General features: G+C 42.6%; 10 protein-coding genes. 3 read left to right on the top strand and 7 right to left on the bottom strand.

The genetic code is table 11. The features are described from left to right. Window positions 1–9: 9 nt before the first annotated feature. The 7 genes from K9M52_RS16455 to K9M52_RS16425 form a co-directional block, all read right to left on the bottom strand. Window positions 10–2580 carry a DUF5686 family protein gene (locus K9M52_RS16455; protein WP_224069528.1) on the bottom strand — a complete coding sequence of 857 codons (2571 nt, stop codon included), beginning with the start codon at window positions 2578–2580 and terminating at the stop codon, window positions 10–12. A 482-nt stretch (window positions 2581–3062) separates the two neighbouring features. Beyond that, the gene (locus K9M52_RS16450) at window positions 3063–4382 is read right to left on the bottom strand and encodes an inositol-3-phosphate synthase (protein WP_224069527.1); all 1320 of its coding nucleotides are present in this window, start codon (window positions 4380–4382) and stop codon (window positions 3063–3065) included. A 188-nt stretch (window positions 4383–4570) separates the two neighbouring features. After that, window positions 4571–5554 (bottom strand): NAD-dependent epimerase/dehydratase family protein, encoded by a 984-nt coding sequence (locus K9M52_RS16445; RefSeq protein WP_224069526.1) that lies wholly within the window; start codon window positions 5552–5554, stop codon window positions 4571–4573. Further along, window positions 5551–6681, bottom strand: coding sequence for a GNAT family N-acetyltransferase (locus K9M52_RS16440; protein WP_224069525.1), 1131 nt, complete (start codon window positions 6679–6681; stop codon window positions 5551–5553). Before K9M52_RS16440 ends, K9M52_RS16445 begins: the two co-directional genes overlap by 4 nt. A gap of 42 nt (window positions 6682–6723) precedes the next feature. Then, entirely contained in the window at window positions 6724–7953 is a 1230-nt protein-coding gene (gene spt / locus K9M52_RS16435; protein WP_224069524.1) for a serine palmitoyltransferase, read from the bottom strand. Window positions 7954–8478: 525 nt separating this feature from the next. Beyond that, window positions 8479–9723, bottom strand: coding sequence for a 4-hydroxy-3-methylbut-2-enyl diphosphate reductase (locus K9M52_RS16430; protein WP_224069523.1), 1245 nt, complete (start codon window positions 9721–9723; stop codon window positions 8479–8481). A gap of 28 nt (window positions 9724–9751) precedes the next feature. Beyond that, window positions 9752–10219 carry a GNAT family N-acetyltransferase gene (locus K9M52_RS16425; protein WP_224069522.1) on the bottom strand — a complete coding sequence of 156 codons (468 nt, stop codon included), beginning with the start codon at window positions 10217–10219 and terminating at the stop codon, window positions 9752–9754. Window positions 10220–10301: 82 nt separating this feature from the next. Here K9M52_RS16425 and K9M52_RS16420 point away from each other — a divergent pair, with 82 nt between their 5' ends. The 3 genes from K9M52_RS16420 (at window position 10302) to K9M52_RS16410 (ending at window position 13607) form a co-directional block, all read left to right on the top strand. Beyond that, window positions 10302–11798: a sodium:solute symporter gene (locus K9M52_RS16420; RefSeq protein ID WP_224069521.1), complete on the top strand. Its 1497-nt coding sequence runs from the start codon at window positions 10302–10304 to the stop codon at window positions 11796–11798. 88 nt (window positions 11799–11886) lie between these two features. Further along, window positions 11887–12528, top strand: a complete 642-nt coding sequence (locus K9M52_RS16415; RefSeq protein WP_224069520.1) for an O-methyltransferase — start codon at window positions 11887–11889, stop codon at window positions 12526–12528. Continuing rightward, window positions 12525–13607, top strand: a complete 1083-nt coding sequence (locus K9M52_RS16410) for a glycoside hydrolase family 73 protein (RefSeq protein ID WP_224069519.1) — start codon at window positions 12525–12527, stop codon at window positions 13605–13607. The genes K9M52_RS16415 and K9M52_RS16410 overlap by 4 nt, the downstream gene beginning before the upstream one ends. The last annotated feature ends 35 nt before the right edge of the window (window positions 13608–13642 follow it).

The following is a 13642-nucleotide window of genomic DNA, read 5'->3' as shown; positions in this document are numbered from 1 at the left end:
AGATCTAAATTAAAAGTCAAATTTAATCCTGAAACGAATACCCCATTTAGCGATATCACTATGTTCCAGATAGGTAAACCGGCGGACATAATCCACCCTTAATATTTTAAATATATTTGTAATCCCAAAGCCTGCCTCAAAATAGGGTTCATTCTGCAGGGCAAAAGTGCTCATCATCCCGTTGGTATATGGGAAACGCATCTGATCAGGGTTGACCATCGGGTTATTTTCATCTCTCAGGCCGCCAAAGAGCGCCTTGCCTTCAATCACCTCACGCCATTTTAACCGGCGAATCAGCGGTATTTTATTGAAAAAGAACCCGTTAAAATAATGATCTGCCATTACCGATACATAGTGATCACTGGCGAACTCCAAAAAGTTCATCAGATTATAGGAGTTCAGCTGGTAAGCATATGTCTGGTTTGCCCTTGGAAGGGACAACAATGGATAAGGCACCTTGCCGGAGATATAACCGGCATCTACAGTCACGTCCGTAAAACCTAACTGCGACAAATAAAAACGTTTAAAAATATTGGCCTGGAAATTATTGTAATTGTATTCTCCACCGAAAAGCCCTTTAATCCCTGCGGTATAACGCAACTGGAAGATCGGATACTTATTGATCAAAGGTACTCTGTAGAGTTTGGTCTGATAGTAGACCTCTCCGGGCGCATACCTAAGTGTTACCCCAGCCTCTCCTGTTGTTACATGATCTATAGATTTTAGCAATCCCGGCTGTCCGCCCAGATAGTTAAAATCCAATGTGCCGGCAGGGGACTGCTTCCAGTATCGCATATTGAACTCATAGGAGAAGTGGTTCTCGAATTCTCTCTTATAATTGAAGTTCAGATAATCATTGTAAAGCCATTTATCATTATTACCCCGCTTGAAGGACAGAAAGAAGTTATCTTCCTGCACAAATTGCAGTTCCTGACCAGGAATCTTGGTATCATGCTGATAACTGACCCGGATGTAATTCTGCGGAAATTTATAAATCGACTTATTGTTCAGTGAATACGTAGCACTACCAAAATATTTGAACTTCTGGTCTTTAAAACCGTAGGCCCCGTATCCCTCGAAGAAGTAGCGATTACTCAGCCTTGTAGTGGTACGGCCACCGGCCCTTAACCGAAAGCCTTCTACCGGGTTAAAGCTATAGAAGGTATTAGCCGGGCCGATCTCTGCTGGTCCCACTTGCTTGTAACCTGCAAAAATAAAGGTAATCCAGTCCATCGTCCTTTTAAACGACTTCATGTTCTTCAGGGAATCAATATTCATGTAAGTTTTAGACTCGGCTGTCGTCAGTGTATCAAAACGATTATTGACCCAGAACTGCTGGCTTCTGGTTTCCGCAGAGTCTTTCTTCTCTACTGCTGCGCCGGCAAAAATAGAATCAGCCAACGGCATATCTGTTTTAAAATCCTTAAAGGAAATCACTCTTTCTCCATACAGCCCCATACCTTTTTTGGAAAGACCAAAATCAGCCATCATATCACTTTTTGAGAGCAGATAACGGCCATCTGCTCCCTTAATAAAATCCAATGAAATGTTCATAGCCCTTAAAAAATTTACATTAATGCCGATGGGAGAGAACAACCTCGCCCGTTGAACAGCATAATGTCCGTCAAGGGTAATATCCAGATTCCCTCTAAAGAGCATGTCCTGTGGATTTCTTGGAGAAAAGGCCAGGTGAACGATCTTAATACCGTCTCGCTCCACTGTATCACGGATATAAAATTTATAAAACGTCGGTGCCGAACCCGCAATTGGGCTTAAAAACTGGTTGGACAGCAGAGTAATATTATTATCGTAGATGTCAATAGCTGCGTACAGGCTTCCCAGGTATTTAGTAACGCCTTTCGTATCCACAAATTCACCGAAATCCACTTTTCTGGCACCCGTAATCACCTGCTTGTCATCTTTGGGATGTTGACGGAAATAATGGGTAGAACGGGTTTCTTCTAAATAAATAGGGAGCAGGCTCTTGCCCCTTACTTTGGTTGTATCTACATTATTCAGCAAAAACTGATACTTCTTCAGGGCTTTTTTGCTTTTGAGCTTTTCTGAGAAATTGCTGACTGAAACAGTCATTTTCTCATATTGCTGATAAGTCGCGGTTTCATAGGCATTCATACGATTTTCGTCCTTATGGGCAATCACTTTGCGAATAAGCGCTACGGCCGGATTATCTCTGTTGCGATATTTTTCACGGGTATTTTTAACGATTACATCCGCTAATGCATGACCACTCTCTTCCAGCTGCATGTCAACGGTCTGTTCAGGAACATCAAAATTGATGTCCACAGAACCCGTCTTATAGCCAACATAGACAAACTTCAGGTGATTATCCTTCACAAAACGACGGGAAGTAAATAAAGTGTAATGCCCGGTTGAGTCGGTTAATACGCCGGCAGACCCGCTAAAAAAAACACTTACATTGGCAATCGGAGCGCCGCCCGCGGCATCCGTCACCAATCCTTTGATGACAATGGAGGCCGACTGCGCCCAAAGTCCACCTGTGGTCACAAGCAGACATAAAAAAGACAGAAGTATACTTCGTAATTTAAACTTCAAAGACATTTGTTTCTCTTCTAACGTTGTAGCTAAAGTGAATGTAACAGCCGGCTACCTGTTTTATCAGATATAGGGCGCACCATCCACCGCTATTGGTAAAATATTTTTTCAAGAACCATAAATGAGCCGTTTGCTTCTCTATCACAACAACTACTCCACAAACTCAGATACAGCCTTTTCAACCTATTATACTGCCAAGATTCATACCCACTGATCTAGCATTTTAAACTAATACGATCCTCTTTAAAAAACTGATCAAATGCCCTGAAAAAACCCTTTAAAATTACAAGTAGATATCACTATCTAAACTTCTGTTCTATTTAGTTCATTAAACAAGGTGATCCGCCATCTGAGTTTACTTCTGCTAAGGGCTCCATTCCCTTACCGGAACAGATGGCGGATGAATCCAACTGTTTTATATACAAATCAGTATACCTTGTTTAGATCGATTTTTCCACTGTTCAAAGAACATCGGAAAAATCATTTATTTACGCTTCATCTTCTTCATAATAATCCAGACCCAGATGTGTGATCAGTTCTTCACCCATCATATAGCGTAAAGTATTCTGCAATTTGATCAATTGTTTAAAAATGTCATTTTCCGGACGCAACCCTTCTTTTGTCTGAGGAGATTTCAGATAGAAGGATAACCATTCCTGAATGCCTTTCATACCTGCACGTTTGGCCAGATCAGCAAACAGCGCCAGATCCAGCGCAACCGGTGCTGCCAGAATTGAATCTCGGCACAGGAAATTGATTTTGATCTGCATCGGGTAACCTAACCAGCCAAAGATATCAATGTTATCCCAGCTTTCTTTGTTATCACCGTGTGGAGGATAATAGTTGATACGGATCTTATGATACAGATCACCATATAATTCAGGATGCAGGTCAGGACGCAGGATATCTTCCAGCACACCTAATTTCGAAACTTCTTTGGTTTTGAAATTTTCTGGTCTGTCCAGCACCAGTCCATCTCTGTTACCCAGGATATTGGTGGAGAACCAGCCTCTGACGCCTAAAGAACGTGCCTCCAGGCCTGGAGCCAGAATGGTTTTCATTAAAGTTTGTCCTGTCTTGAAGTCTTTACCGGCAATTGGCGTATTCGTATCTTTAGACAATTGTACCAGCGCACGCGTATCAACAGTTAGGTTAGGCGCACCATTAACATACGGGATGCCCTGTACCAACGCAGCATAGGCATAGATCATGCTGGGAGCGATCCTGTCATCGTTGTTTTTCAGTGCTGCTTCAAAAGCTTCTACAGTTTCATGGATTTCAGAGGGTTCAAAGTATTTCTCAGTAGAACCACACCAGATGACCACAATACGGTTAAGGCCATTTTTTTCTTTAAAATCCTGGATATCTTTGATCGTCTGTTGTGCCAGATCCCATTTAGAATCCGCGGTTTTTACATGGTGCCCATCCAGATTCTCTACATAGCTTTTGTCAAATACCGCCTTCATCGGAGCGATCTGTTCCAACTCATCCTTAATTGAATCCAGTAAATGCTGATCCAGTACTTTGGCCACACTAGCTGCCTGATATACATTATCCTCATATACATCCCAGCCACCAAATACGATATCCTCGAGCTTTGCAACGGGAACAAAATCCTTTATTTTCGGGTAATTATTTTCAGTTCTTTTTCCAATACGGATATGACCGGTCTGTGTCAGAGAACCCACCGGCTCAGCTAAACCTCTTCTGCTGGCAATAACGCCCGCAATTAATGTAGTGGCTACCGCCCCTAAACCAGGAATGAGTATTCCCAACTTACCCTCAGCGGGTTGAACATTTTGTTTCATTGAGTACTATTTTATTGTGTTATATTAGTAAAAACTACCAAACGTAAATTTACCAGAACCTCATCCATAGTTCGCGGCAAAATTAAACAATTGTTTAAAACAAACAAATGTTTAAATTATAATTTTTGTAAATTTTAAGATACTTCCCGGAAAATGCAGTATCTCTTACAAAAATTACTTGCCTTATGCTATGAGGACCAGTTTCTGGCCTGATTCCAGGCAATGGTTTCACCCGTGCCTTTATCTAAACGATACTGAGGGTTGAATCCCAGCTCATTTGTTGCTTTATCGATACGACAGGCCCAACTGCCTGTAAGCTCCTTTAATTTGTCCTTGTTCAGGATGGAGGTCCTGGAAGGCATCAGTTTTTCCAAAATACTCAGAAAACCCGACACTAACCCAACCGGTATATGCATCCGGACCGTTTTTCGCCCCAAGTCTTTTTTGACCTGATTGGCAAAATCATACCGGTCATAATTCATCCCATCACTTAACAGATAGGTCCTGCGGTTGACAGGGCTATTTAAAGCCAACAATATTGCTTGACAAAGATCTTTAACGTAGATAAAGCTGAGTTTTTGCGGAGCGCTTCCTAAATAAAGCTCCCAGCCTTTTCGCACCATGTTGATAACGATCAGCATATCTTTTTCTCTGGGACCATAGACTGCGGTCGGCCGGAGTGTAATCAACGGCAAGGCAGGATATTGTTCCAGGTATTGCTCAGCCAGCCATTTACTTTTGCCATACAAAGTAACCGGCTCGGGTAATGTTTCCTCTGTTAACTGCAAGTCAGCATCCGTCGGTCCCATGACTGCCATGGAACTGACAAATACGAATTTCTGGATAGGGTTTTTAACTGCCAGTGCGGCTTGGGCCAACGAGACGGTAACGGTGGCATTGGCCTCTGTATAATCTTGTGCGGTCCTGCCTTTAGTCATACCTGCCACATGGGCAATATGGGTGATTCCCTGTTGGTCCAACAGGGCGGTGACACTGTTGACATTTCTGTAATCGGGATACACCAAAGTAACTTTCAGTCCGTCCAAAAACTGAAGGTCGCTGGTTTTACGCACCGCCGCAAAAACCTCAAAACCATTGTCCAGGGCCATTTCTGCAAGATGCGAGCCCACAAAACCATTCGCTCCTGTGATCAATAGTTTTTTATTTATCATATCTTTTTCTCGTATATTCTGTACCTTTTATAGGGCACCCCACCAATATCCTGAATAGCTTTATTCATCAGCAGGTTACCCTCCAGTACCCAGGAGGCTTCCACCTCCTTAATCCGTTTTTTCTTGACGACCTCATCTATAATTGAGGTATAAAAAGCCATTTCTACTCCAATCTTACGATACCCCTCAATAACACCCAGCATAATGATACGCATGCTGGTTACTTTGTTCTTACCCATTAGGAGTTTAAAGATACCAGTCGGAAAAAGACGGCCTCTTTTGATCTTTTTGAGTACCTCGTTAATATTAGGCAGGGCAAGGGCAAATCCGACGATTTCGCCTTCATGCTCCGCAACAATACAGAAATCCGGATCAAGGATCATCTTAAGGTCCTTAGCCGTATAATTAAATTCTTTATCTGTCATGGGATAAAATCCCAGATTCTTATCCCAGGCGGAATTATAAACCGCTTTGATTTTATCCGCTTCATTTTGAAAATCTTTCATATTGATCTTGCGGATAATAATCTTTCTTTTGTCCAGTTTTATTTGGGTCAGCTCGTGGAGCCTTCTGATCCGGCTGTCATTATAATTATCTACCTGATACAAGTAGGCAAGTATATCTGTCTGCTTCTGATAACCATGCGCCTCAACAAGAGCAGGGTAGTAGGAAGCGTTATGGGTCATCATCACCATCGGAGGCCTAGAGAAACCATCCACCAACATCCCGCAGGTCTCATTGGTAGAAGGATTCATGGGACCTACGATATGATCCGTTACTCCCTTTCCCTTCAACCATTTTTCAACAGCATCCAAAAGCAGATCTGCAACCTGTTGATCATTGACACAATCAAAGAAACCGAAGAACCCGTCATTTACCTTATTGAAATTATTATGATTTTGATTGATGATACCGGCAATCCGGCCGACGATTTTATCATCATCATAGCACAGGTATAACTGCATTTCGCCATTTTCATGAAACGGATGCTTGGAAGGTGTCAATAAATCCTTCTGAGCGATAAACAGTTCCGGTACGTAAGTCGGCTCATCTTTATATAAATCATGCGGAAAATCAACAAAATCCTTTAACTCCTTTTTGGAAGAGACAAGTTCAATTCTTTTCATTTTTTGATTTGGTTAAAGCGTGCTGTAAAGCAAGTTTCCGGGTCAGACAATTTTCTTTGAGACTTTCAAGCCTTCCGCCGGGCTCAGCTCCACACCAATCTCTTTTGCGATCATACTGATTTTTTCTACTGCTTCCTGAATTTGTGCAAAGGTATGTGTAGCCATCAGTGAAAAACGAATGAGCGACTCTTCAGAAGGCACAGCCGGGGCAACGACCGGATTAACAAACACGCCTTGTTCCAGTAATTTTTTAGTCAGCAGAAAGGTCTTGTCAGAATCTCTTATGTAGATCGGTAATATAGGACTTTGGGTGCGCCCCAGATTAAATCCGGCTTCCAGTAACAATTTTTGTGCATAATTTGTATTCGCCCACAGACGTTCCATATGCTCGGGTTCCGTTTCTATGATATCCAGGGCAGCCATTACGCTTGCGGCAGCGGAAGGTGTCATAGAAGCACTAAAAAGCAGGGAACGGGCACGGTGCTTCAGATAATCGATGGTTTCAGCATCACTGGCAACAAAACCACCCAGCGAAGCCAGAGACTTACTGAAAGTGCCCATAATCAGATCAACTTCACTCGTTAAGCCAAAATGTGACGCTGTACCAGCGCCTTTTTCACCAATTACGCCCAGACTATGCGCGTCATCGACATAAATGTTCACCCCGTATTTATCGGCCAGTTTTACAATCTCAGGTAAGTTAACGATATCACCTTCCATAGAAAAGATACCGTCCACAGCTATTAGTTTTAATGAATCTTCGGGCAGAATCCTTAGTTTCTGTTCCAGGTCGTCCATATCATTATGGCGATACTTAAGGACTTTGGCAAAGGAAAGTCTCGCGCCATCGATAATGGAGGCATGATTATATTCATCCAGCAACAGGTAATCATTGCGCCCACCGATAGCGGATAGCACCCCTAGATTCACCTGGAACCCTGTACTGAATAATAGCGCGTCTTCTTTTCCCACAAAGGCCGCCAGCCTTTTTTCCAGGTCAATATGTATATCCAGTGTACCGTTTAGAAATCGGGAACCGGCACAGCCTGAACCGTATTTTGCGACTGCCTTTTGTGCAGCTTCCTTGATTTTAGGGTGGTTGGTTAACCCCAGATAGGAATTTGATCCAAACATGAGAACAGGTTTGCCTTCTATATATACGATCGTATCCTGACCTGATTCAATGGACCTGAAATAAGGGTATAAGCCTTTTTCTTTAATAATTGCAGCGTCTTTAAACTCTGCAATTTTTGATTTTAATTTTTTCTGCATCCGTGACCAATCTTATTAATAATAATTCCGGTTGTTGAACAATTTGAATCAATGGGCGTTATCTGACAAGTAAGCGTCGAACAAAAAGACTTACTTTCAAAATTAACGTTTCTTGCTATATCCTCCATTTTTATTTGAACCTGATCTTTATATATCCATTTTAATTATATGGGTCGAAAAGATAACATTCAAATAATGCGTAAAAGTAAAAAGTATTCTTTAAAGTTATCCAATACTTTATAATTTTCGTCGCTGTTTTTTGACGACTTACCGAAAACTAACACAACAGTAATGCCAAGAGCTGCATTTAAAACATCCTACTATCAATTGTTAGCAACTAATTGCTTTACAGGACGCACTGATAGCTAAATACTGATTTGTCTTAAATCGGCGCAAAGGTAATAATAAATGTTATACCATTGAACGGAATATTTTAAATGGCAGCAGTTAATAGGCGAATTGTTTACTATTATGAGTATCATAGCCTTATATATCCACCTTCTCAGTGCTCCTGCAGCAACCGTCCTAATCTATGATAGGTTCTTCACCAAACTGAGCTGCAACCTGTACAATCTTATCTTTACAATTTAAAAGATCCAATAATCGATAGATTACCTCCTGAACAATCGAATCGGGGCAGCTGGCACCACTGGTAATGAGTATTTTAGCGGGTCTTCTCTCTCCCATAAATCCATCAACCCGGCTTATCTTCTTTGTCTGCCAATCGCAGGTTTCAATCGCTGTTGCAGACAATATCCTGGAAGCATGGTTGATAAAGTAGGTAGGGAGCTTCTCTGCGCAGAGCTCTACCAGATGTGAAGTATTGCTGCTATTGTAGCCACCTACAACAATAGCAAAATCGGCTTCTGTATCCAGCATGCCACTTACGGCAGACTGGTTATCATTAGTAGCATAACATAATGTATCCCTGGTATCAGCAAAATGTTCAGCCAAATTGGTATCGTCCAGGCCGTAATGATCTTTGATCGTCTTTTTCAAAAAATCTGAGATAGCCTGCGTTTCACTGGCTAACTGTGTTGTCTGATTGACCACTCCCAGGCATCTAAGATCCTTTTCTACGTCAAATCCATCAGAATATTTACCTTTAAAGAGCTCATAGAATTCCAGCGGGGAGCGCTCCGCCCGGATAAATGCAGCCAATAAGGACGCTTCATGCATATCATTGACAATAACGGTCGGCGTCTTGGCAGAAGCATGGGAGAAAGTTGCCCTTGTCTCTTCATGGCGGGGTTTGCCATGGACAACAATACTGTAGCCTTTTCTGGCAATCTGTTCGCTGCGATTCCATACCTTCTCCACAAAAGGACAGGTGGTATTGTATTTTTCTGTCTGGATACCTTTTTTATGTAATAATGCTTCTACCTCCAGGGTCGTGCCAAAGGCCGGTATTACCACTATATCCTCGGAGGTGATCTGATCAAAGGGAATTAGCTGCCTTCCATAGGTATCTTGCAAGAATTTGACCCCCCGCTGAGCCAGGTCTGCATTGACCTGAGGATTATGAATCATCTCGCTAAGCAGATAAATCTGCCGGTCGGGATGTGCTTCAATAATATTAAAGGCAATCTCAATAGCATTTTCAACACCGTAACAAAAACCAAAATGGCGGGCCAAAAAAATCTGAACGGCACCAAAATCCAGCAGCGTGGGGCTAAAGTCCTTTTTTAGCTTATCCTGCAGGCGCCTTTTATTTTTAATAGCACTGATAAGCTCACTTCGATATATACTGGGTACATTAAACTGCTTCATGATTATGCGTTAACTACAAATTAGAGGGTCAGGAGGTAGCCGTTATGGGAGCCGGTCTCAGCATTTTTAAATGCTCGATTCCCGCCTCCATATATATATCACTAATGGTCTCAAAGCCCAAAGATCCGTAAAACTGCTCTAAATAGGCCTGTGCACTAATTTTAATGGCCCCCTTACCATAATGTTGTTCCAGACATTGAATGGATTTCTCCATCAGTAACCGGCCTAATTGCCGGCCCCGATAGCTCGCACTGACCGCCACACGACCGACAGACATTTCCGGATAGGAGAGGCCGGCCGGCAACAGTCGGGCATAGCCCACCAGGATATCCTTGTCATAGATCGTCAAATGCAGGCTTTCCTGGTCTTTGTCATCGAGATCCAGATCATCACAACGTTGTTCCACATAGAATACCTGATTGCGGATCTGTAAAATCCGGTACAGTTCTGTCAGTGACAGCTCTTTAAATTCTTTGCACCTAATGATATATTCCATCTTGCAAAATTAAATCAATCCCTCTTAAGAACCCATTTTTAAATATAGAAGGCTATATTTGTTATATAATATAAAATTAGTTATGTCTGCATCCCTATTACTGACTATTGTTTTTGCCTATTTTCTGCTACTGCTGTTTGTGTCCTGGAAAACCTCTAAGGGCAGCAATAATGACTCTTTTTTTATCGGTAACAGAAGCAGTAACTGGATGCTGGTTGCGTTCGGGATGATCGGCACCTCACTGAGCGGCGTTACATTTGTCAGTGTGCCGGGTGCTGTGGGCCATGATGCCTTCGGTTACCTCCAGATCACCTTAGGCTATGTAATTGGCTATATTGCTATTGCTTTTATACTGTTGCCGCTTTACTATCGCTTAAAGCTCACTTCCATATACGGGTACCTTCGTACCCGGATGGGCATGGCTTCCTATAAAACCGGTTCTCTGTTTTTTATCGTCTCGAGATGGGTGGGCGCAACAGCCAGGCTCTACCTTGTGGTCATTATCCTGCAAAAGATCATTTTGGATCAACTGCATGTCCCATTTTGGTTTACCACCCTGATCATCCTGGTCATGATCATACTTTACACATATGAAGGTGGTGTTAAAACCATCGTCTGGACTGATACCCTGCAAACTACTTGTATGCTGGCCGGGCTTATCATATGCAGTATCTATATGCTTTACCATATGGATATGAATATAACAGATAGCCTGACAGCTATGCATGACAAAGGGCTGTCCCGGGTATTCGGGCTGGATTTTAATGATAAAAACTATTTTGTCAAACAGATACTGGCCGGGGCTTTCATAACGATTACCATGACAGGGATCGATCAGGAGATGATGCAGAAAAGCATTTCGGTAAGCAATCTGAAGGATTCTCAGAAAAATATGGTAACACTTTCGGTTATTATCCTGATCGTTATTACACTGTTTCTTTACATGGGAGGGCTGATCCATTTATATGGCGAAAGAGAACAGCTCGCAGCCTCGGGTGATCTGTTATTTCCGACCATTGCCCTGGAACATATGCCCACGGCAATTGGTATTATATTTCTGATCGCCTTGATCTCCGCCTTATTTCCAAGTGCCGATGGTGCCATGACCGCACTAACGTCTTCGATCTGTATCGATATCCTGGGTATGAAAAGACAGGATAAATGGGATACGGCAAAACAACAATCTATCCGCAAGAAAGTACATTTATGGGTCGCTTTCAGTTTTCTGATCCTCGTGTTGGTTTTTAAAGTTATCAATGACAACTCCATGATCGGTGTCATTTTGAAAATGGCCACATATACTTATGGACCTTTGCTGGGTTTATTTGCTTTTGGTATCTTTACAAAAAGAAAGGTTCGGGACGGGTTTGTACCTTATATCTGTTTTGCAGCTCCCCTGATCTGCCTGTTGATCGACTATAACCAGGCACATATTTTTGGCGAATTCAGAATCGGCCTGGAACTGATTATTATTAATGGCGGACTTACCTGGCTGGGATTGTGGCTTTTCTCGTCTCCATCCAAGAGCGAAGACTGGGAATCCGCAGGCCTGCATGGCAGCCAGCCGGACAGAATATAGGGAATAAGATTTGGCCCCACATATAGATATATAAAAAGGAATAGTACAATAACAGTAAAGGCTATATCCTACTATAACAATGATAACTATGGACTTGATTCATCCAACCGTAGAACAGTTTACCGATCAAATGACCACCCCTGCGGATCCGCTCTTGCAGGAAATAGAAAAAGAAACTTATGCCAACCATAGTCAACCGCACATGATCAGCGGCCATGTACAGGGTAGGCTGCTTTCCTTTTTGAGCCAAATGCTGCAACCACAATATATTCTTGAGATCGGCACTTTTACCGGTTATAGTGCACTTTGCCTGGCTGAGGGCTTAACCGGGCAAGGTGAATTGCATACACTGGAGTTAAGAGAAGAAGACGCCGGACTTGCGCAATCATATTTCGACAGAAGTATCCATAAAAATAAAATATATTTGCACCGGGGAAATGCCGTGGAAACCATACCTACACTGAATTACAAATGGGATTTAGTGTTTATCGATGCCGACAAAACCGGTTATATCGATTATTATGAACTCGTAATGGAAAGGCTGAGCCCAAAAGGTATTATACTGGTAGACAATGTGCTGTTTCACGGACAGATATTTGAGACCCCGACCAAAGGTAAAAGCGCCAAAGCAATCCAGGCTTTCAATGACCATGTTGCTAAAGACCCCAGATCGGAGCAAGTATTACTGAGCGTGCGAGACGGCTTATTAATGATTAAAAAGAAATCATGAGAAAATCCTCCCTGTTGATGCCATTTATCCTGATATTGCTGACCGGTAGCATAGTACGAGGTCAAAATCAGAACCCTCGTGTAGAGGCATATATACAGCGCTATCAGTCCCTGGCCGTCTCAGAAATGATCCGAACCGGTGTGCCAGCTTCCATAACACTCGCTCAGGCAATTTTAGAGTCGGGTTGTGGAGAAAGCTCCCTTGCCAAAGCTTCGAATAACCATTTTGGTATCAAGTGCAAATCCGAATGGGTAGGAGAGAAGACCTATCATGATGACGACAGAAGAGGAGAGTGCTTTAGGGTTTACCCCAGTGTTGCAGATTCGTATAGAGACCACTCTGATTTCTTAAAACACCGTCCTTATTATCAGGATTTATTTTTACTCAATCCAACGGATTATAAGGGATGGGCGTATGGGCTGAAAAAAGCAGGCTATGCCACAGAAAGAAATTATCCACAAAGTCTGATCAAATTAATTGAAACCTATAACCTGGAGAGCTATACCGACCTGGCCCTTAATAAAATGAAAAACGATGACAATCCAACAGACAGAATTGCCAAAGCAGATCAGCCATACTCATCTGAAGCGATCAAAGAGCTTTCAATAGATGCTGACGACAGCAAAAAAAGAGCTGAAGTAGCTACCCATCGCCCGGATAATCCGCCTACGATGCGGGTGGCACAAACAATGGTTCAGGCACCAAGTTATCCGGTAGCACCCTTTAGCATTAATCAAACTAAGGTCGTTTATGCCCCAAAAGGTGTATCGCTTATGGCCCTGGCATCCAAAAATCATCTCAATTTTCATAAGCTACTTACTTTAAACGATCTGGGCCCCACCGCGGTACTTTCGCCGGGTCAATTGATCTATCTGGAGAAAAGGCCCAGGAAAGGCCAAAAGGAATATATCAATAGCCAATACGGCCAGACACTTAAGGAAATTGCAGCTTCACAAGGAGTCGCTTTGAAAAGCCTTGTGAGTTATAATAAGACAGCCGCAGAGACCCCCTTGGCGGCAGGGCAAAAAGTATATTTAAGAGGCAAGGCGCCGGCAGCTTTACAAACTTTGTCAAAATAGCAGCCATCAGTAGTGAGCAGAAAAGCGCTGTATGG

Origin of the sequence: Arachidicoccus terrestris (assembly GCF_020042345.1) — a bacterium.
GTDB lineage: Bacteria > Bacteroidota > Bacteroidia > Chitinophagales > Chitinophagaceae > Arachidicoccus > Arachidicoccus terrestris.
Note: the sequence above shows the minus strand (reverse complement) of the source record. Positions and strands in the feature narration are given on the sequence as shown.